Origin of the sequence: Streptomyces galbus (assembly GCF_005280195.1) — a bacterium.
In the GTDB taxonomy this organism is placed as follows: domain Bacteria; phylum Actinomycetota; class Actinomycetes; order Streptomycetales; family Streptomycetaceae; genus Streptomyces; species Streptomyces galbus.
Genome location: NZ_SZPR01000012.1, coordinates 555,423 through 575,359 on the forward strand (window position 1 = coordinate 555,423; position 19,937 = coordinate 575,359).

The following is a 19,937-nucleotide window of genomic DNA, read 5'->3' on the forward strand; positions in this document are numbered from 1 at the left end:
ACCACTCATGGCGTCGACGCCGGCCGGCCCGCTCGACCACCGCTACCGGGGCGAACACCCGGTCCGCACACTCGCCTACCTGCTGCGCGCCGACCGCCGCCGCCTCGCCGCGGCGGTCGTCGTGTTCACCGTCAAGCACAGCCCGATCTGGCTGCTGCCGCTGATCACCGCCTCCATCATCGACACCGTCGTCCAGCACCAGCCGGTCTCCCGGCTGTGGACGGCCACCGGCGTCATCATGGTGATCCTTCTCGTCAACTACCCGCTGCACGTGCTGTACGTGCGCCTGCTGTACGGCAGCGTCCGCCGCATGGGCACCACGCTGCGCTCCGCGCTGTGCACCCGCATGCAGCAACTGTCCATCGGCTACCACTCCCGGGTCAGCGCCGGCGTCCTGCAGGCCAAGGTCGTCCGGGACGTCGAGACCGTCGAGCAGATGGTGCAGCAGACCGCCGAGCAGGGACTCGGCGCCGTCACCGTGCTGATCGGCGGGCTCGTCATCATCGCCGTGCGCACCCCGGAGTTCGTGCCCGTCTTCCTCGTCGTGGTGCCCGCCGCCACCCTCCTGGTGGCCCGCCTCAGGTCCCGGCTGCGCGCCCACAACGAGCACTTCCGGCACGAGGTGGAGACCCTCTCCTCCCGCGTCACCGAGATGACCCGGCTCATCCCCGTCACCCGCGCCCACGGCCTGGAGGGCAAGGCGCTGCGCCGCATGGACGGCACCCTGAGCCGGCTGCTCACCTCGGGGATGCGCCTGGACCTGGTCAACGGCCGCTTCGGCTCGCTGGCCTGGGTGGTCCTCAACGTCGTCGGCGTCGCCGTCCTCACCGCGGCCGCGCTCGTGTCGTACTACGGCCTGTGGGGCGTCACCCCCGGCGACGTCGTCATGCTCAGCGCCTTCCTGACCACGCTCACCAACTCCACCACCACGCTGACCGGTCTGGCCCCGGTCATCACCAAGGGCCTGGAGTCGGTGAGTTCGGTGGGCGAGGTGCTCCAGGCACCCGAACTCGAGGACAACGAGGGCAAGACGCAGGTCACCGCCGTACGCGGCGCCGTCGCCTTCGACCGCGTCGGCCACGCCTACGAGGACGACGGCCGCCCGGCCGTGCAGGACTTCACCCTGGAGGTCGCCCCCGGCGAGACGGTCGCGCTGGTCGGCGCGTCCGGCGCCGGCAAGTCCACCGTGCTCAACCTCGTCATCGGCTTCATCCGGCCGACCTCCGGGCGGCTGCTCCTGGACGGCACCGACATGAGCGGCCTGGACCTGCGCACCTACCGGCGGTTCGTCTCGGTCGTCCCGCAGGAGTCGATCCTGTTCGACGGCACGATCCGCGAGAACGTCGCCTACGGCATGGAGGACGAGGCCGACGAGGAGGCGGTGCGCGCCGCGCTGCGCGACGCCAACGCCCTGGAGTTCGTCGACCGGTTGCCGCAGGGCCTGGACACCCTGGTCGGGGACCGCGGCGCGCGCCTGTCCGGTGGCCAGCGCCAACGCCTGGCCATCGCCCGCGCGTTGATCCGCGACCCCCGGGTCCTCGTGCTCGACGAGGCGACCAGCGCGCTGGACACCCGCTCGGAGGCGCTCGTCCAGGAGGCCCTCGCCCGGCTGCTGCGGGGGCGCACCACGTTCGTCGTGGCCCACCGGCTGTCCACGGTGCGCGGCGCCGACCGCATCGTCGTCATGGACGACGGCCGCATCCGGGAGATCGGCACCCACGAGGACCTGCTGCGCCGGGACGGGGCCTACGCGGCGCTGCACGGCGGGCAGGTCGCCTGAGACGGCAGGGGGCTGGGGCCGGGCAGGGCCCGGGGCGGCGGGGGAGGGGGCCGGCCGCTCGGGCCCCCGCGTCCCTCAGCGGTAGAGCGCGCCGTTGGTGCCGCCCCCGCAGGGCGTTCCCGTCTCCGGGTCCGGGCCCGCCAGCCACTCGGCGATCGTGCGGGCGATCGGCTGGCCCGTCTCGACCTCCACGAAGCCGAACTGGCCCGACTGGTTGCACTCCAGGAACCACCAGGTGCCGTCCCCGTCCTCCGCGAAATCGAAGGCCCCGTACGCCAGTTCCGCCTGCCGCAGGTAGTCCCGCACCCCGTCGGCGACCCGCGGGGGCACCTCCACCGGCGTCCAGGGCGTCGCCGCCGAGGCGAACCGCACGTCGACCTCGTCCGGGTCGGCGTCCGGGGGCGTCGCCTTGCGCGCCGCCAGCAGCCGGTCGCCGACCGCGGTCAACCGGATGTCGGCCCGCTTGGCGACCCGCCGCTGCAGCAGGGTCGGCCCGAACGCCACCGCCGTGAAGTCCGTGTCCGGCGCCACCCGGCTGGTCGGCACCGCCCGCGGCGGCTCCTGCGGGTGCGCCCCCGACACCGGCTTGACCACCAGGTCCGGGAACCGCGCGGCGAACTCCCGCGCCGCCTGCGGGAACGTCGTGATGAGCGTGGCCGGCACGGGCAGCCCGCAGCGCTGCGCCAGCCGTAGCTGCCACGGCTTGTGCCGGGCGCGGTGGGACGCGTCCGGGTGGTTCATCCAGCGCGCGTCGGTCCCGCGCAGCATGCCGTACAGGGCCTGTGAGGACTCCTCGCTCAGCCAGTCGGAGGGCTCGGGCACCCGCGACGCGGGGACGCCGGGCCGGCGCACCCACACCGACCGCAGCCCCTCCATGCCGACCAGCCGCCCCCCGGCCCACAGGTGCCCGCGGAACGACCCGTGCACGTACTCGCCCGAGAGGGCGACCCCGCCGGTCAGGTCGGCGGGGTCCAGCCGGACCACGGGAATCCCGGACGCGTTCAGGTGGACCACCACCATGTCCGCCGTCACGTCCTCTTCACTGGTCAGGATCAGCACCGTCATCGACGCCGGGCCGCGTTCAGTCGTCGAAGTGGGTCTTCGAACCCGCCGTGGAGGTGGTGGTCCCCAGCTCCCGGAGCAGGGCGTGGTCCTTGGCTGCGATCCGGCCGTCCAGGAGTACGTTCAACTGCAGACCGGAGTCGTAGGCGTACGGAATGGTGACCTCCAACTCCGCCGCCGGGCGTGCGTAGTTGAGCGCGAACGGTTGCATCGTCTCTCCCTTTTCGGTGCTGCGCCGACCGAGCCGTCGTTGCCGTGTCGCCGCTTCGCCCGCTGATCTTCTGGGCTTCCTCTTACTTATACGAATCGAACGGGTGATTGGTTTCCTTACACTGAGTAATCACGACGCGTTCGGCGCCCCGGTCCTGAGACGGCGGAACGGGGCGCGGAGGTTGACTCGACGTCAGAGGGAGCGGTCCGGCCGGTGGCCGGACGCGGTGGCACGCACCGTCCGGGGCCGCTCGGGCTCCGGTTCGGCAAGGGGGGTGTGCGGGGCGCGCAGACTGCGCAGGGCGAGCAGCAGCACCCCGATGTCGTCCAGGTAGACGGGGTCGGGCACCAGGTCGGTCGGCAGCACGAGATACAGGAGCGCGCCCCAGAACACCCAGCGACGCCCGGTCGGAAGTCCGGCCCGGCGCAGGTCGCGCCGGGTGCGCACCAGCCGTACGGCCAGCCCGACCGCGACGGCGAGCACGACGGCCGCGAGGAGCGCGGCGATGACGAGCACGGTGGTGGTCGTGTCCACGGGACCCTCCCCCCAGTCCGGGTGCCGCCGGCGGCGGCCCCTCGTGGGCACCGCCCGTCGCGGGCCCCACTGAGGAAGTACCCGCCCACCGCGCCCCTATGGCACGGGCCCGCCGTACTCCACCCCTGCGGAGGTTGTGGGAGCCCTTCCTGACGGGTGGTGAAGCATGGCCGCGGACCCCTCTCATCCTTGTGGCGCACCCGAGTGGCGCGACGTCGTAGGGGGACGTCCCATGGCAGGCGTAGTCGCGTACCGCACATCGGGGGCGCAGGACCGACCGCAACCTCCCATGGAGCCACCATGACCACCCGCTCACCGTCCGTCCCTCCGTATCCCACGGCCATACCTCCGAGCGAGGTGTCCCCCTTCCCCGCGTCCGCGTCCGACGGCCCCGGGGCCGCCGACGCCGTGCGCGCGCCCCTCGACCTGGCGGGCGCCGACACGGTCGACGGGCTGGTCCGGGCCGCTGTCGTGGACCGGCCGCTGGAGGAGGTCGCCGAACTCATCACCCTGCTCGAACAGTCCCCGGAGCACGCCGGGGCCGTGGGCGACGCCCTGCGCGCCGCCGGGGTGGACCGCTCCGTGGACGACGTCGCCCGGCTCGTGACCCTTCTCACACAGCCGCCCCGGCCGGCCGACGGCGCCGACGAGGTGATCCGCGCCGCGGCCGAGCGCCGCCCGGTCGAGGACGTCACCCGGCTGATGGAACTGCTGCGCCAGGCCGCCCTGGAGCCCCACTGCGAGCAGGAGGCCGTCCGGGCGGCGGCCACCCGCCGACCGCTCGGGGAACTCGTCGACCTGATCGGCCGGCTGAGCCGTCCGGCGGCTCCGCAGCGGACCGTCGGGCCGTTCCCGGCACCCGAGGACGACGACCTGTTCCCCGCCGAGCACGCCGACGCACCGCACCCGCCGCAGCTCCGCCCGCGCCGGGAACGCACGGCGGCGGCCCCGAGGCCCGTCCGGCGCGCCGAGGAGACCTCGCTGTGGCCCGGCCGGCTCGCCGGCGCCCTGCTCGTGCTGTGCTGCGCCGCGTTCCTGCCGCTGCACGCGGTCGGCGCGACCGGCCAGGCGTACGGCATCGCGCTGGGCGCCTCGGTGCTGTGCGGGATGCTGGCCATGGTCCTGCTGGTCTGGCCCGCCCTCGCGGTCCTCTCCGCCGCGGTGGTGGTGGCCGCGACCCTGGCCGTCGGGGAGCTCCTCGTCGACCGGCTCGGCCCGTCGGCCCTGTCCGACGTGGTACGGGTCACCGCCGCTCCGCCCTGGCTGGCCGGCGCGGTCGCCGTGTGCGCGGCGCTGGCCGCGCTGTCGGCCCTGCTGCTGGCCTTCCAGCAGCCCGCACCGCGCGCCGTGCCGGTCCGCGCCGACCTGCCCGCGGAGACGCGCTGACCCCTCGGGAACGAAGGACGGCCCCCGCCCTGCCGGCGGGGGCCGTCCGGGTTCGCCAGGCCGTGGCGCCGGCTGCGCGGGTCCGCCGGATTCAGCGGGCGTCGCCCGCCGCCCCCGACCCGCCCGTCCGCCCCGGCCCCGGTCTACGCTGGCCGCCATGACCACGCTCCCGCACCCCCGCTCCGGTGCCGCAGGGGCCCTGCGTGCCGCCTACCAGGGCTTCGCGGCCGTCGTCGGGGCGCTCGGTGACGAGGAGTCCTGGCTGCCGACCGGCTGCACGGGCTGGGCCGTGCGCGACCTGGTCTTCCACTGCGTCGGCGACGCCCAGCGCGCTCTCGTCGCCCTGCACACCCCCGCCGAGGGGCCTCCCGACCGGGATGCCGTGACGTACTGGCGGGACTGGGGCCACGATCCGGTCGGCGCGGCGAACGGGCGCCGCTTCGACCGGGTCGCCGCGAGCATGTTCCCGGACTTCCGCCAGTTGCGCGCGCTGTACCTGGAGACCGCCGCGGCCACCGTACGGGCCACCGGGTCCACGCCCGCCGACCGGCACGTGGCCACCCAGGGGCACGTGCTGACCGTGGGCGACCTGATGGCGACGCTCGCCGTCGAGGCCGCCGTGCACCACCTCGACCTGGTGGAGTGCCTGCCGGACGCGCCCCGCCCGGCCCCGGCCGCCCTGGCGGCGGTACGCGCCACCCTGGACGGACTGCTCGGCCGGCCCGCGCCCGTGGAGTGGACGGACGAGCACTACGCGCGCGTGGGCACCGGCCGGGCCGCGCTGACGCAGGGCGAACGGACCGCCCTGGGCGCCGACGCGGACCGCTTCCCGTTGTTCTCCTGAGCCCGGCCTGATCGACGAGACACCCCCTAGCGCTGCTGCGCCGACGGCTCCGGGTCCTCGGCGGCCCGGGTCCCGGGCGGCTCGGTCGGGGCGGGCCCGTCCGGGGCGGGCCGCAGGGACCTGGCGCTGTCCCTGAGGCGCTCCAGGGTGCGGGTGAGCTGCTGGAAGGGTGAGCCGCCGGAGCGCACGGCCGGCTGCGGTTCCTCGCCGCGCGGCTGCACCAGGGGGATCTCGGCGTGCTCCCGGTACACCGCGAGCGCCTCGTGGGCCTGCTCGGCGGCCTCCCGGTACAGGTCGCGGGACCGCGTCATGGCCTCCAGCGCCTCGGCGTAACGGGCCACCAACTGCCGCTGCCGGGCCAGCTCCTCCTCCAGCGTCAGCAGGTGCCACTCCTCGCGCAGCGCGGTCAGCACCTCCTCGGCGCCCTCGGGCAGCGGCTTCACCGCGGCCGCGAACCGGCTGACCACCTCCACCAGCTCCGTCGGCTCCGACCCGTCGAGGAACACGGTCCGTACGGCGAAGTCGGCGGCGCCGGCGGCCACCGCGCCGGCCGGACCGGGCAGCACGACGGCGCCGCCGCGCGGCACCTCCGCACCGGAGTCGCGCAGCGCCCAGTTGACCGCGCGGAGCTGGTGCGGCGCGGCGCGGTGCTCCACGACGCGGTCGCGCAGACCGGGCGGCAGGAACCGGACGAGGGGCTTGCGGCCCCGCGCGTCCGGGGTCATCGCCTCGTGCACGACGAGGTGGACGTTCCAGTCGTCGCGCAGCGCGCCCCTGAGGACCCGGCGCAGCTCCTTGTCGTCGTCGGGCAGCGGGTTGACGTGCCGGAACCGCAGCCCGGGGCCGGGCGCGTGGTCCCAGTCACCGTCCGCGCCGGCGCCCGTCCCGGCGGGCCAGAACCGGGTGGCGGGGGAGGGCCACCGCCGGCCCCAGGGTCCCTCGGCCTCGGCGACCAGGGTCCAGGTGTGGCCCGGCGCGCGTCCCGCGGCCCCGGCCAGTTCGAGCCGGGCGCGCACGGTCACCCCGTCGGGGACGAGCCAGCGCGCCTCGAACACCCGTAGGTCGGGTGCGCGCTCGTCCTCGGACAGCTCCATGAAGTCCTGGAGGGCGCCCTCGTCCTTCAGGCGCCGGAGGTTCTCCAGGAGCTCCTGCGCCGGGGCGGATCCGGTGTGGCGGCCCCGCGCCAGCCACACCGTGGAGGGCGTCGCGGGACGGGCGGTGGAAGAGGTCGGCATGAGTCCATCTGGGAAAAGGGGGCGGCGTGCGCGTTCCAGTATTGCTCTTGGTCACGCGTACTCGATCACGTGGGGGGCCGTCCCGGTCAGAGCGGTGGCCACGGCTCCCCGTGGACAGGGGGGACGGGGGCGGTGGCGACGGCGCCCCGCACACACGGGGTGCGCGTGACGCGTGCGGGGCGCGTGCGGCGCACACCAGCCGGGGCGCGCGCACCCGTGTCCACGGTGGCGCGCGCTCACCACAATCGTCCGGACGGACAGGGCCCGCCCATCCATCCGCGTCGGGGCGGGTCCTGCCCGCTCGCCCGCACGGCCGGTCCGGGGCCGTGCGGGACGGCCCCCTGCGTCACCGGCCGCGGGGACGGCCCGGCCCGCCGCCCCGCCGCACACCCTCGGCGGGGAAGGCGGCCGGTGCGCTGAACCCCCCGGGTACCGCCCGGGCCTCCGCGCCCGCCGCCACGCCCTGGGGCACACCGGCGGGGTGTTCGACGACCGGCTGCGGGGCCTCGTGGGGGAGGGACGCCTCCGGTGTCTGCCGGGCGCGCGGGGTGGCGTGGCCGACCACGCGCGTGTGGGTCATCAGCGGGGCGCACGCGGAGCAGACCTCGGTGAGCGTCCACACCTGGCCCACGGCGGGGTCGTGCCGCAGGACCAGCACCACCGAGCCCGCGCAGGTGACGCGGGCCCCCTCGTGCGCGGAGCACTTGTACTGCCGGCAGCCGCAGGACGCGTCGGGGCGGACGGTGGCCGCCCGGGCGTGCGCGGCGGCATGGGCTTCGGCGAAGCGGCGCAGGGCGGCGACGTCCCGCGAACGGGCGGGCATGCGGCAGCCCGAGGAGCAGCTGACGGAGGCGCTCCGGTCGCGGTGCCCCGTCACCCGGATCGTCCATGACCGACCCGGGCGGCGAGTTGAGGGAGCGTCAGGGTACGCGAGAGCCAAGGCCGTGTGTCCTTCTGTCGTCGGGAGTGCTGCGCGCAGGTGCGCTGAGGGAGAGATACCCGGAGAAACCCCGCTTCACGGCACACCGACCCGTTCTCGTTCCCCGCACACGCGCACGTATGGCCCGTTCCCTATCCGATCGGGGTACGCGTCCGCGCGCGGCGCGCCTTAGGCTCCCTCCATGAGCTCAGGGGGATCCGGCGCACGGGTGATAGACGGCCGCTTCGAACTGCTGGAGCGGTTGGGGAGCGGGGGGATGGGCCTGGTGTGGCGGGCCCGTGACCTGGTCCTGTTGCGCGAGGTGGCCGTCAAGGAGGTCCGGCCGTCGGACCCGGGCCTCGCCGAGCACGACCCGCAGGCCGCCCGGCTGCTGCGCGAGCGCGTGCTGCGCGAGGCCCGTGCGCTGGCCCGCGTCCACCACCCGAACGTGGTCGCCATCCACCACGTCGTCGACGGCGGCGAGGGCACGTTCCCCTGGCTCGTCATGGAACTCGTCACCGGCGGCTCCCTCCAGGACCGCCTGGAGCGCGGGCCGCTGACCCCGGGTGAGGCGGCCGGCCTGGGGCGCGAGGTGCTGGCGGCGCTGCGCGCGGCCCACGCCGTGGGGATCGAACACCGGGACGTAAAGCCGCCGAACGTGCTGCTGCGCCCGGACGGCAGACCCGTGCTCACGGACTTCGGCATCGCCGCGATCCGTGAGCACACCAGCCTCACCGCCACCGGTGCGGTCATCGGATCACCGGACTACATGGCGCCCGAGCGCGTCAGCGGCAAGGACGGCGGCCCCGCGGCCGACCTGTGGTCCCTGGCGATGATGCTCTACGTCGCCGTCGAGGGCCACCACCCGCTGCGCCGCTCCTCCACCCTGGCCACGCTCGCGGCGGTCCTCAGCGAGGAGGTGCCCCCGCCCCGGCGGGCCGGTCCGCTGACGCCCGTCCTGTCGGCCCTGCTCGTCAAGGACCCGCAGGCCCGGCCGGACGCCGCGACGGTCGACCGGATGCTCGCCGAGGCACGCCAGGCGGCGGGCGGGAGCCCCGCCGGTCCGGGCCGGACTCCGCACGACGTCGCGCCCCCGGCGACCACCGCGTCGTCCCCCGGCCCCGCGTACGGCTCCGCGCCCCAAGGCCCCGCGTACGGCTCCGTGCTCCGTTCCCCGGGGTACGGTCCTGCGCCGCACGGCCCCGCGTACGGCCCGTCCGTACCCGCGGACGCCGCGCCGACCTCGTACCACCTGCCGCCGCCCGGTCCGGGGCCCTCGTCGGGCGGGCCGGCGGTCACGGTCGGCGTGCCCCCGGTCGGCCGTCCCGCCCGGCGCGCGCGGACGCTGGCCGTCGCGACGTCCGTCGCCGGGGTCGCCCTGGCGGGCGCCCTGGTGTGGACGCTGCTCCCGGACGACGGGAAGGGCGGTGCCGGGTCGGGCGGCGGCGGTGCGAGCACCTCGGCCGGCCGCACGACGGGTGCCGGCTCGGGCAGGGGCCACGGGACGGCGGGAGCCACCAGCGGCGCCACCCCGGCGGCCGACGACAAGGGCACGGCCCCGACCGACCTGCTGACCGCCGAGGGGCTGCGCACGACCGTGGCGAAGATCAAGGCGGCCTCGGGCGGCGAGAAGTTCACCAGCCTCGCCGTGTACGGCGAGTACGCGATCGCCGGGGTGCCGGTGAAGGGCGACCCGGAGCTGTACGACTCCTACCGCTACGACGCCGGCGCCGATGTCGCCGTCAAGAGCGGACCGGGCGGCACGGTGATGAGCGGCGAGGTCCCGGTGGACCCGGACCTCTACGACTGGGACGCGGTCCCGGCCCTCCTGGCGAAGGCCGCCCGCACCCTGAAGGTGCCGTCACCGACCGCCCGTTACGTCGTGGTGCAGCCGGCCTCCACGGTGTTCGACACCGACCCCTACCTGGGCGTCTACCTGGCCGACGCCTACGGCTCCGGCCACCTGTCCGCGACGGTCGGGGGCAAGGTGATCAACACCTATCCGCGCGGGAGCTGACCCGGGCGGGCGGGGCACCCGCCCCCGGCCGGGCCGTCATGCGGACGCGTGGACGCGCCGGGTCACGCGCCGCTCTCGCGCAGCATGTCCTCGCGCTCGACGAGCTTCACGCGCTCGCGGCCCTGCGGCTCGCCCAGCGCGCGCTCGGCGGCGTCCAGCCGGTACCAGCCGTCCCAGGTGGTGTAACGCACGGCGCGCTCGGCGAGGAACGCGTCGACCGCCTCGGGCTCCGGGGAGGCGGGGGCGTGCAGACGGCCGTGGGCGTGGTCGTCGAGGAGGTTGGACACCGTCTCGTTGGCGTCGCCCTTGGTGTGGCCGATGAGGCCGACGGGGCCGCGCCGGATCCAGCCGGTGACGTACACGGACTGCAGGTGGGCGCCGCTCTCCTCGATGACCCGGCCGCCCTCGTCGGGGACCGTGCCCGTCTTCAGGTCCCAGGGCAGCTTGGGCAGCTTGTCGGAGAGGTAGCCGACGGCGCGGTAGACGGCGGTGACGTCCCAGTCGGTGAACCTGCCGGTGCCCCGGACGTTGCCGGTGCCGTCCAGTTCGGTGCGCTCGGTGCGCAGGCCGACCACCTTGCCGTCCTCGCCGAGGATCTCGGCGGGCGACTCGAAGAAGTGCAGGAACAGCTTGTGCGGGCGGTCGCCGGCGTCGCGGATCGCCCAGTTCTCCAGCGTCTTGGCGACCATGTCGGCCTGCTTGTTGCCGCGCCGGGTGGCGATCGAGCCCTCGTCGTAGTCGATGTCCTCGGGGTCGACGACGACCTCGATGTTCGGGGAGTGGTCCAGCTCGCGCAGCTCCATCGGGCTGAACTTCGCCTGCGCCGGGCCGCGGCGGCCGAAGACGTGGACCTCCAGCGCCTTGTTGGCCTTGAGGCCCTCGTAGACGTTCGGCGGTATCTCCGTCGGCAGCAGCTCGTCCGCGGTCTTGGCGAGGATGCGGGCCACGTCGAGGGCGACGTTGCCGACGCCCAGGACGGCGACCTTCTCGGCGTCCAGGGGCCAGGTGCGCGGCACGTCCGGGTGGCCGTCGTACCAGGAGACGAAGTCGGCGGCGCCGTAGGACCCGTCCAGCTCGATGCCCGGGATCGGCAGCTCGCGGTCGGCCGTCGCGCCGGTGGAGAAGATCACCGCGTCGTAGAAGGCGCGCAGGTCGTCCAGGGTGATGTCGCTCGGGTAGTCGACGTTGCCGAACAGACGGATCTGCGGCTTGTCGAGCACCTGGTGCAGGGCGGTGATGATGCCCTTGATGCGGGGGTGGTCGGGGGCCACGCCGTAGCGGATCAGTCCGAACGGGGCCGGCATCCGCTCGAAGAGGTCGATGGACACACCGGGGTCGGCGGCCGCATCGGACTTGAGCAGCGCGTCGGCGGCGTAGATCCCGGCCGGGCCGGCTCCGACGATGGCTACCCGCAGGGGGCGGGGCATGGCAGGTTCCCTTCGAGAGACGAAAGATCGCTCGTCGGGAAGCCTAAGCTAAGGGCAACCTAAGTCGGTACGCGGGTCCGGTCTATGAGGTCATAAGCACGTTTTATGGCTACCCAAAGAGCCCCTGGGGGTGCGCCGGACCGCTCAGGACAGGGGCTGCTCCGCCCAGATGATCTTGCCGGTGGGTGTGTAGCGCGTCCCCCAGCGCTCCGCGAGCTGCGCCACCAGGAACAGCCCCCGCCCGCCCTCGTCGGTCATCGCCGCGTACCGCAGGTGCGGTGAGGTGCTGCTGCCGTCGGAGACCTCGCAGATCAGCGCCCGGTCGCGCAGCAGCCGTACCCGCACGGGCGCGCCGCCGTAGCGGATCGCGTTGGTCACCAGCTCGCTCAGGATCAGCTCCGTGCTGAACGACAGCTCCTCCAGCTCCCAGCGCGCCAGTTGCCGGACCACCGCCGCGCGCACCTCGCCGACCGCCGCCGGCTCCATCGGCACGTCCCACTCGGCCACCCGGTCCGGGCCGAGCGCGCGGGTACGGGCCACGATCAGCGCGATGTCGTCGTTCGGGCGGGGCGGCAGCAGCTCGTCCAGGACGACCCGGCACGTCTCGTCGGGGGAGGCGTCGCCCACCCGCTCCAGCGCCCCGCTGAGCAGGGCGAGCCCGGCGTCGATGTCCCGCTCCCGGTCCTCCACCAGCCCGTCGGTGTACAGCACCAGGCGGCTGCCCTCGGCCAGCTCCAGGTCCACCGTCTCGAACGGCAGCCCGCCCAGGCCCAGCGGAAGGCCCGCCGGCACCTCCGGGTAGTCCACCCGCCCGTCCGGACGCACCAGCGCGGGCGGCGGATGCCCGGCCCGGGCCACCGTGCACCGCCGGGACACCGGGTCGTAGATGGCGTACAGACAGGTCGCCCCCGAGACCGGGCCGCTCGTGCCGCCGTCCGCCGTCTCGTCCTGGTCGATGCGGGCCACCAGCTCGTCCAGCAGCCCGAGCAGCTCCTCCGGCGGCAGGTCCAGCGAGGAGAAGTTGTGCACCGCGGTGCGCAGCCGGCCCATCGTGGCCGCCGCGTGCAGCCCGTGCCCCACTACGTCCCCCACGACCAGCGCCACCCGGGCCCCCGACAGCGGCAGCACGTCGAACCAGTCGCCGCCCACCCCGGCCTGCGCGGGCAGGTACCGGTAGGCGACGTCCAGGGCGTTCTGCTCGGGCAGCGTGCGCGGCAGCAGGCTGCGCTGCAGCGTCACCGCCATGCCGTGCTCACGCGTGTAGCGGCGCGCGTTGTCGATGGTCACCGCGGCCCGCGTCACCAGCTCCTCCGCCAGCGCCACCTCCTCCCGGTCGAACGGGTCCGGCCGCTCCGACCGCCAGAAGGTGACCACACCCAGCAGCAGCGAGCCCGCCCGCACCGGCACCGCGATCAGCGAGTGGATGCCGAAGTCCACGACCTGCTCGGTGCGCTCCAGGTCCTGCGCCCGCCAGCCCGGCGACTCGGCGAGCCGGGCCTCCAGCACCGGCCGCCCCTGGGCCATGCCGCGCGCCTGCGGCGAGGTCTCGACGAACCGGATCTGCTCGCCCACCGCGTACAGCGGCGCCCCCTCGCGCACACCGGTCACCGCGGTGCGCCGCAGCACACTGCCCGGCTCCGGCTCGTCCCCGTCCAGCACCGCGTCGAACAGGTCCACCGTCGCGAAGTCCGCGAACCGGGGCACGGCCAGCTCCACCAGTTCCTCGGCGGTGCGCGTGACGTCCAGGCTGGTGCCGATGCCCACCCCCGCCGCGTACAGCATGTCCAGGCGTTCGCGGGCCGCGTCGGCCTTGCCGGACAGGGCGCGCAGCTCGGTGGAGTCGCGCAGCGTGGCCACGCTGCCGGGCGGGCCGCCCGCCAGGTCGGTGGGCCGCTGGTTGATCGCGATCAGCCGGTCGCCGACCAGGTGCACCTCGTCGGTGGCGACCCGGCCCGAGGAGAGCAGGTCGGCCGTGCCGGGATCGAGGCCGAGGTCCAGCACGTGCCGCCGCTCGGCGTCGCCGGGCAGGTCCAGCAGGCGGTGCGCCTCGTCGTTGGCGAGCAGCAGGCGGCCGTCGCCGCCGACGATGATCACGCCCTCGCGCACGGTGTGCAGCACCGCGTCGTGGTGCTCGTACATCCGCGTCATCTCGCGCGGCCCGAGCCCGTGCGTCTGGCGCAGCAGCCGCCGGCTGACCAGCGCCGTGCCCCCGGTCGACAGGGCGAGCGCGGTCGCCGCGGCGGCCAGCAGCAGCGGCATCTGCCGGTCGGCTGTGCCGCCCACGTGCCGCGTGGTGATGCCCGCCGACACCAGCCCCACCACCCGGCCGCCCGGACCCTCCACCGGGACGACGGCCTGCACCAGCCGCCCGATCGTCCCGTCGACCTCCTCGACCACCGACTGCCCCGCCAGCGCGGGCGCGATGTCGCCGACGAACTTCTTGCCGATGCGGTCGGGCTTGGGGTGGGTGTAGCGGATCCCGTCGGTGTTCGTCACCACGACGAAGTCGACGTGCGCGGCCCTGCGCGTCGCCTCGGCCTTCGGCTGCAGCACCGCCGTCGGGTCGGGGCTCGCCAACGCCTGCACGATACCGGGAGAGTTGGCGAAGGTCTCGGCGACCGCCAGCGAGCGGTTGCGGGCCTCCTGGGTGCTGTCGTGCCGGACCTGGAGCACCAACGCCACGACCGCCGCCACGATCAGCAGCAGCACGATGACCACCTGGAGCACGAACACCTGGGCGGCCAGGCTCAGTCCGCCCAGCCGCGACCGCCGCCCGGTGTCGTCCTGCCGGGTCCGCTCGGCCAGCCGCGCCGCGCGGACGGACGCACGCTCCCGGGTCACCCGGCGCTCGCGCGCCGGCCGGGCGCGCTCGGACACGTGCCGGTCACGCGGTCCGTGCGGACGACGGGCCGACGGTGGATCCGAGCGCCCCAGGGGTCGGGCCATGTGCCCATGTCTACACCGCCCGGCCCCACGGGGCGAGGGGGGTCACGGAAGATCACGGGAAGCACCTCGCGCAAGGTCCGTCGCGTCCGCGTCGCCGTGCCGTGCGGCGAGGAGCAGCGCGATGTCGTCGGGCCGGTCGGTGGCCTGCCGGGCGACCGCGGTGAGCCGGTCGGCGACCTCCGCCAGCCTACGCACACCCGGTTCCCCGGTCCGCGCCAGGGCCAGACGCAGCGCGGTGATCCCGTCGTCGATGTCCCGGCCGGGACGCTCGACCAGCCCGTCCGTGTACAGCGCCAGGATCGCGCCGGGCTCCAGGCGCAGCTCGGTGACCGGGTAGTGGGCGCGCGGATCGACGCCCAGCACCACACCGCCGGGCAGGTCCACCACCCGGGTCCGCCCGCCCGGCGAGCGCAGCAGCGGCGGCGGATGCCCGGCCCGCACCGCCCGCGCCACGCCCCGCGCCGGGTCCAGGCGGACGTAGCAGCAGCTCGCGAACTGACCGGGGTCCAGGTCGATCAGCAGGTGGTTGGTGCCGGCCATGACCTCCTCGGGCGGCCGGTCCCCGAGCGCGAACGCCCGCACCGCGCTGCGCAGCTGCCCCATGGTGGCCGCCGCCTGCACCCCGTGCCCCTGCACGTCCCCGATGACCAGAGCCAGCCCGTCCCCGGCCTCCACCACGTCGTACCAGTCGCCGCCCACCTCCATCCCCTCGGTGCCCGGCAGGTAGCGGCCCGCGGTCTCCACGCACGGGTGCGCCGACAGCCGTCGCGGCAGCAGCGCCTGCTGCAGTCCGCGGGCCAGGGCCGCCTCCGTGTCGTAGCGCTGGGCCTTCTCCAGGGCGTGGGCGATCAGCCCCGCGAGCGCCGTGAGCACGGTGCGCTCCTCGGCGCCGAAGCTGCGCGGGCGGTCGAAGCCGAGGATGCACGAGCCGACCGGACGACCCGAGGCGATCAGCGGCAGGAACGCCCGGGTGCCCTCCTTCGCGTCCAGGGGGATGCCCGGGTAGGCGGCCGCGAGCTGCCGCATCGAGTCGAAGAACAGCGGACGGCCGGTGGTGAGCGTCTCCACGCCCGGCAGCCGCGCGTCGAGCGCCACCCCCTCGAACGGCGTGAGGAACCCCTTCGGGAAGCCGGACTCCCACGCCAGGTACAGGTGCCTCTCCTGGAGCAGGTAGATGGCGAGCCGGTTGCCGCCGAAGGCGGGCAGCAGCTCCCGCATCACCACCTCCGACACCTGCCGCGCGGTCACCGCCTCCGTCAGGGCGATCGCGAGGACGATGGGCCGGTAGACGGGGGCCGCCGTGTCCGACGCCGGCTCCTCCTCGGCGGGACCGCCGCCGCTGCCGTCGGGCACCCGGTGCGCCGGGACGACGGTGCAGGTCAGCCGGTCCGGCCCCGGGTGCACGGCGAAGCTCAGCCAGTCGCCCTCGTAGGGCTCGTCCGAGGGCGGCCGCCGTACGTGGAAGTGCGCCGGCTCGCACGTCAGCAGCGCGGCGCGCAGGTGGTCCTCGCAGGCCAGCTGGTTCAGCCAGGGCACGGCGTCCCACAGCGACCGGCCGAGCAGGTCCCGCGGGGGTACCCCGAGCAGGTGGGCGGCCCGGGGATTGGCGTAGACGACCAGCCCCAGGCGGTCCACGCAGAACACGCCCTGCGGCAGTAGGTCGGCGGCCGCGTCGCCCAGCCCGCCGGGGCTGGGATCCACCAGGAAGCCGGAGACGGAGACCGCGGACGGCGGCCGGGAGCGGTCGGGCGACCACAGGGTCAGCAGCCGGGGCATCCCGTGCTCGGTGCACACGGGCACCGGCAGCGGGGGCGGACGCCCCGCGGCGGCCTCCCGCAGCAGCGTGGGCACCTCGAGCGCGCCGGCCGGCGTCACCGTCCGGGCCAGCGCGTCCAGCGTCCGGGGGAACGCACCCCGGTCCAGCCCGAGCAGGGCGTGCGCGTCCTCGTCCGCGCGGACCGTGTCGGTCGCCGGATCCCAGGTGAAGTGTCCGACGCGCGCGGGAGCCGGGCCGGTGGCCGGCGGACGCACGCAGTGCGGCTCGGCGTCCCATACGACGGCCTTCCCCTCGCCCTCCAGCCGCTCCAGCGCCGCGCCCAGCTCGTCCGCCAGGAGCGTCAGCCGTTCGACCTCCGCCGCGATCCGCGTGGCGTCGTCCACGGGCGGGCGCAGCACGGTCACCACGCCGTACGCGTGCGTGCCGGACACCACCGGCACGCACAGACAGCCGAACGGGAACGGCAGGCCGGCCGCGAGCTGGGGATGGCGGCGCATCGTCTCGGTGGCGTTGGCCAGCACCACCGGCACCCCCAGCCGGTGCGCCTCGGCCACCGGGAACGGCCGGTCCACGTGCACCCGCCACCACGGCCGGAACAGCGGCCCGGGCAGCCCGGTGAGCACGGCCAGCCGCAGCGTCCCGGAGGTGCTGGAGCGCAGGTAGACCCCGCCGGCGAGGCCGCCCGCCGCACGCGTCGCGTCCGCCGCGGCCCCGGTCAGCAGTGCGGTCAGCCGCCCGCGCGGCTCCCGCTCGTCTCCGACGCTCCCCGTCATCGGCCCAGTCATCGGCCCTGCCATCGGCCCTTGCCTCGTCCGTGCGCCGCCGCACGGCGACACAGCAAGAATGCGCCACGGGAGTGGTGTGGTGCATCCGCAGGAAGGGGGCGACGGGTCCGTACGCGGCGTGCGTGCGCTGTCGGGCGGGCGTGGGTGCGTCCGTGCGGCCGTCCGTCCGTGCGTTCGTCCGTCCGTGCGTGGGTACGTCCGTGCGTTCGTGCGGGAGGGGCGTGGTGTGGTGTCCGGCGTGAGCCGCTCAGGACGCGGTGACGCGCAGGGTGCTCTTCGCGAGTTCGTACGCGGGGAGCATCGCCCGGTGCTCCTCGTCGTCCAGCCCGCCGAGGTGCACGACGACCGGGCCGTCGGGCGTGCCGACCGCGAGGGCGCGCTCGGTCTTCGTCTCGTCGAGGAGCTCGCTGGTCACCCGGTACTCCACCTCCGTGCCGGACAGCCCGCCCGTCCTGAAGGCCCGGTACGTGGCGTGACTCGCGCCCTTCTCCGCGCCGACGAAGGCCTGAAGCACGGACCGCGCGTCGGCGTCACCGGGCTCGCCGGTCCACACGCGCAGGAAGCCGAGGTGCCCGGCGGGCTTGGCGTCGACCTCGCAGACCGCGGTGACGGGGCCCTGGTGCAGCAGTGCGTCGGCGATCTCGGCGGCCAGGTCGTCGGCGGGCGAGGCGGAGGAGCCCGTGGAGTCCGGGACGGTGGACTCGGGCTTCCACTTCTCGGCCAGGGCGAAGGTGACGGGCAGCCGGCAGGCGGAACCCGGGCCGCCGATCGTCCCGCCGCGCGCCGCCGTGGCCCCGCTCGCACCGGCGCCGGACGCCGCCGGTGCCGCCGCGTCGTGACCGCCGCCGCCCCCACAGGCCGTCAGCGCCCCCACGAGACATCCGGCGACCGCCAGGACCAGCCCGCCGCCCGGCACCGGCCCACCACGACCGACGCTCCTCGCCCGCACCCCGAACCGCACTGTGCCGCCCCCTCCTGCATGCCGCCCCTCGGCACCGGCCCAGAACTGTAACCGAGCCGGGAGCGGTCGGACCGGGCTGTGGATCGAGAGCCCACGGCGCCGTGGCGCGGCCGCGGCCGGCGGTGGCGGCGAGGGGGTGACGCTGCCGCTCGGCTCTGTGCGCTCCCGCCGCTCGGCTCCGTGCGCTCCCGCGGCCCGGCGGTGGCCCCGGTGCCCCGCCGCTCCGGCGTGGCGGCGCTGACCTGCGTGGTCTTCGCCGCTGACCCGGAACACCGTGCGCTCCCGCGGCCCGGACGGTGGCCCGCCGCTCGCCGGGTGTGTGCCCCGTCACCCGAGCAACCTGTGCGTCGGCTTTCACGTCTGCCGAGGTGCCCGTGTTCGACGTCGCCCTCGCGGGGCACGTCGTTCCGTACGGCAGGACGGGCGACGAGAAAGATGGGGGCACTGTGCGTCCAGAACCGCAGCGGCGCGACGACGACCGCGGTACGCGCGCCGCGCACACACGTGCGGCGCTGATCCGTGCCGGGCTGGTCCGTGCCGTCCGCTGGCTCGGGCGCACGGTGTACGGCGAGTGGCGGGGCATCATCGCCGACCCGCTGCGCGAGCTGTTCCGCCGCGGCCCGGGTGCGCTGTCCCTCGCCTTCGTCGCCTGCGCGGGCGTGATCTTCTTCCACGCCATCGCCCAGCACCCGGCCGGTGCGACGGTCGTACGGCTCGTCGGGGGAGTGCGCGGTGACCTGCCGCTGTGGCTGGCGCTGCTGCGCACACCGGTCTCCCTCTACGTCCCGGCGCTCGACCTGCCGGTGTGGGCCGGCATCACCCAGCTGTTCCTCGCCTTCGCGCTGGCCGAGGTCGCCCTCGGCCGCCGCAGGACCCTGCTCGTCGCGTACGTGACGACCCTCGCCGGCACCCTCACCGCGCGCGTGATGATCGCCGTGGGCCCGGGCTGGTGGGGGTTCGGCCTGCCGCCCGAGGCGGGCCAGGTGCTGGACACCGGTCCCTCGGCGGCCGTGGTCGGCCTGTTCACCTACATGTCGGTCGTGCGCCGCGCACCCGTGGTCTTCACCCTCACCGGCGGTTCGATGGTGTGGGAGTCGATCGCCAAGCCGAACCTGGCGGGCCGCGAGCACCTGATAGCGGTGGCCGCCGCGGTCGTCCTGGGCCTGCTGCACGGGCGGGGCGAGGGCGTGCGCCGCAGGCTGCGGGCGCTGTGGCCGGTGCCGCGGCGGACGGGGGCGAACGTGGCGGTTCCCGCGACGGGCTCCGCCGGGGCCTCCACCGGGGTCTTCCCCGCGGCGGCGCCCGCCGGGGCCGGTGTGACGGCAGCGGCGGCCGAAGCCGTCGTCGTACCGGCGCCCGCCACGGTCTCCATGACCACGTCCGCTGGGGACGTACCCACCGCGGCACCGGCAGCAGCGTCCACGGCGGCATCCGCCATGACGCCGACCGTGCCGCGCACCGCCGCCGTCGTCCGGAGCCGTACCCCTGAGCCGTGCGGTGGCCCCTCGGCGGGGGCCGGACCCACCCGGGTCACCCGCTGATCGCTACCGACGGCCCGCCGGTCACCTGTCGCCCGTGACTGTGCCTCCACCGGCCCCCGCGCCGTCGCCCGCGCCGACGTCCGTTCCCGGCTCGTCGTCGATGCCGTGCGCGCGGGCGATGCGTACCGCGTCGTCCAACTCGTCCTGCGCCACGGCGACCTGATAAGCGTCGTCGGCCTCCAGTGCGGCCGTGAGTGCGGCACGCGCCGCTCGCACCCGCTCCTGTACGGCCTCGGTGAAACCGCCCACCGAGGACCTCCTCCCCGGACCCCCGCCCGCCGGTCCGACCGGCCGGCCGGGCGCTGAATCGAACAGGTCTTCAACTGTACTGGTCAGCCGCCGTGTCCGGACCTCGCCGACATGATCCTTCGGCGACAGCGATGAGAAATCTCTGTGAATCGGAGTGACGGTTGAACACGCCGTGGTCCGGCTCCGTATGGGACCGGGGGGATTTCAGGCCGAGCCGCCCACGAAGCGTAGGAGCACTCTTGGGACACAACAGGCGCAGACGC

15 protein-coding genes are annotated in these 19,937 nt (G+C 75.2%); 5 read left to right on the forward strand and 10 right to left on the reverse strand.

Features of this window, described 5'->3' with window-relative positions; translation table 11 throughout:
- The first annotated feature begins 7 nt into the window (after window positions 1-7).
- Entirely contained in the window at window positions 8-1,780 is a 1,773-nt protein-coding gene (locus E4U92_RS15510; protein WP_137300954.1) for an ABC transporter ATP-binding protein, read from the forward strand.
- Between the two features lie 75 nt (window positions 1,781-1,855).
- On the opposite strand, the gene tgmB is transcribed toward E4U92_RS15510, so the two are convergent.
- From tgmB to E4U92_RS15525, 3 genes are all read right to left on the reverse strand, one after another.
- Window positions 1,856-2,845 (reverse strand): ATP-grasp ribosomal peptide maturase, encoded by a 990-nt coding sequence (tgmB, locus tag E4U92_RS15515; RefSeq protein ID WP_137300955.1) that lies wholly within the window; start codon window positions 2,843-2,845, stop codon window positions 1,856-1,858.
- 16 nt (window positions 2,846-2,861) lie between these two features.
- Complete coding sequence (gene tgmA / locus E4U92_RS15520) at window positions 2,862-3,053, reverse strand: putative ATP-grasp-modified RiPP (RefSeq protein ID WP_137300956.1); 192 nt, start codon at window positions 3,051-3,053, stop codon at window positions 2,862-2,864.
- Between the two features lie 192 nt (window positions 3,054-3,245).
- Window positions 3,246-3,587 (reverse strand): DUF1232 domain-containing protein, encoded by a 342-nt coding sequence (locus tag E4U92_RS15525; RefSeq protein WP_137300957.1) that lies wholly within the window; start codon window positions 3,585-3,587, stop codon window positions 3,246-3,248.
- Window positions 3,588-3,887: 300 nt separating this feature from the next.
- Here E4U92_RS15525 and E4U92_RS15530 point away from each other — a divergent pair, with 300 nt between their 5' ends.
- Window positions 3,888-4,973, forward strand: coding sequence for a hypothetical protein (locus E4U92_RS15530; protein ID WP_229862055.1), 1,086 nt, complete (start codon window positions 3,888-3,890; stop codon window positions 4,971-4,973).
- A 157-nt stretch (window positions 4,974-5,130) separates the two neighbouring features.
- On the forward strand, window positions 5,131-5,817 hold the full coding sequence (locus E4U92_RS15535) for a maleylpyruvate isomerase N-terminal domain-containing protein (RefSeq protein ID WP_137300958.1): 687 nt from the start codon (window positions 5,131-5,133) through the stop codon (window positions 5,815-5,817).
- A 26-nt stretch (window positions 5,818-5,843) separates the two neighbouring features.
- Here E4U92_RS15535 and E4U92_RS15540 read toward each other — a convergent pair whose 3' ends face one another.
- Both E4U92_RS15540 and E4U92_RS15545 read right to left on the reverse strand, forming a co-directional pair.
- Window positions 5,844-7,052 carry a hypothetical protein gene (locus E4U92_RS15540; protein ID WP_137300959.1) on the reverse strand — a complete coding sequence of 403 codons (1,209 nt, stop codon included), beginning with the start codon at window positions 7,050-7,052 and terminating at the stop codon, window positions 5,844-5,846.
- A gap of 346 nt (window positions 7,053-7,398) precedes the next feature.
- The gene (locus tag E4U92_RS15545) at window positions 7,399-7,875 is read right to left on the reverse strand and encodes a hypothetical protein (RefSeq protein ID WP_137300960.1); all 477 of its coding nucleotides are present in this window, start codon (window positions 7,873-7,875) and stop codon (window positions 7,399-7,401) included.
- A gap of 298 nt (window positions 7,876-8,173) precedes the next feature.
- On the opposite strand from E4U92_RS15545, the gene E4U92_RS15550 reads away from it, so the two are divergent.
- The gene (locus E4U92_RS15550; RefSeq protein ID WP_137300961.1) at window positions 8,174-9,988 is read left to right on the forward strand and encodes a serine/threonine-protein kinase; all 1,815 of its coding nucleotides are present in this window, start codon (window positions 8,174-8,176) and stop codon (window positions 9,986-9,988) included.
- A gap of 62 nt (window positions 9,989-10,050) precedes the next feature.
- Here E4U92_RS15550 and E4U92_RS15555 read toward each other — a convergent pair whose 3' ends face one another.
- The 4 genes from E4U92_RS15555 to E4U92_RS15570 form a co-directional block, all read right to left on the reverse strand.
- Window positions 10,051-11,415: an FAD-dependent oxidoreductase gene (locus tag E4U92_RS15555; protein ID WP_137300962.1), complete on the reverse strand. Its 1,365-nt coding sequence runs from the start codon at window positions 11,413-11,415 to the stop codon at window positions 10,051-10,053.
- Window positions 11,416-11,559: 144 nt separating this feature from the next.
- Window positions 11,560-14,292 (reverse strand): SpoIIE family protein phosphatase, encoded by a 2,733-nt coding sequence (locus E4U92_RS15560; protein WP_373311458.1) that lies wholly within the window; start codon window positions 14,290-14,292, stop codon window positions 11,560-11,562.
- Between the two features lie 111 nt (window positions 14,293-14,403).
- The gene (locus E4U92_RS15565) at window positions 14,404-16,911 is read right to left on the reverse strand and encodes a SpoIIE family protein phosphatase (protein ID WP_137300963.1); all 2,508 of its coding nucleotides are present in this window, start codon (window positions 16,909-16,911) and stop codon (window positions 14,404-14,406) included.
- A 259-nt stretch (window positions 16,912-17,170) separates the two neighbouring features.
- The gene (locus E4U92_RS15570) at window positions 17,171-17,839 is read right to left on the reverse strand and encodes a lipoprotein (protein WP_137300964.1); all 669 of its coding nucleotides are present in this window, start codon (window positions 17,837-17,839) and stop codon (window positions 17,171-17,173) included.
- Window positions 17,840-18,330: 491 nt separating this feature from the next.
- Between E4U92_RS15570 and E4U92_RS15575 the strand changes: the two genes are divergently transcribed.
- The gene (locus E4U92_RS15575; protein WP_229862058.1) at window positions 18,331-19,425 is read left to right on the forward strand and encodes a hypothetical protein; all 1,095 of its coding nucleotides are present in this window, start codon (window positions 18,331-18,333) and stop codon (window positions 19,423-19,425) included.
- A gap of 21 nt (window positions 19,426-19,446) precedes the next feature.
- Here E4U92_RS15575 and E4U92_RS15580 read toward each other — a convergent pair whose 3' ends face one another.
- Window positions 19,447-19,674, reverse strand: a complete 228-nt coding sequence (locus E4U92_RS15580) for a hypothetical protein (RefSeq protein ID WP_137300965.1) — start codon at window positions 19,672-19,674, stop codon at window positions 19,447-19,449.
- Window positions 19,675-19,937 lie beyond the last annotated feature (263 nt).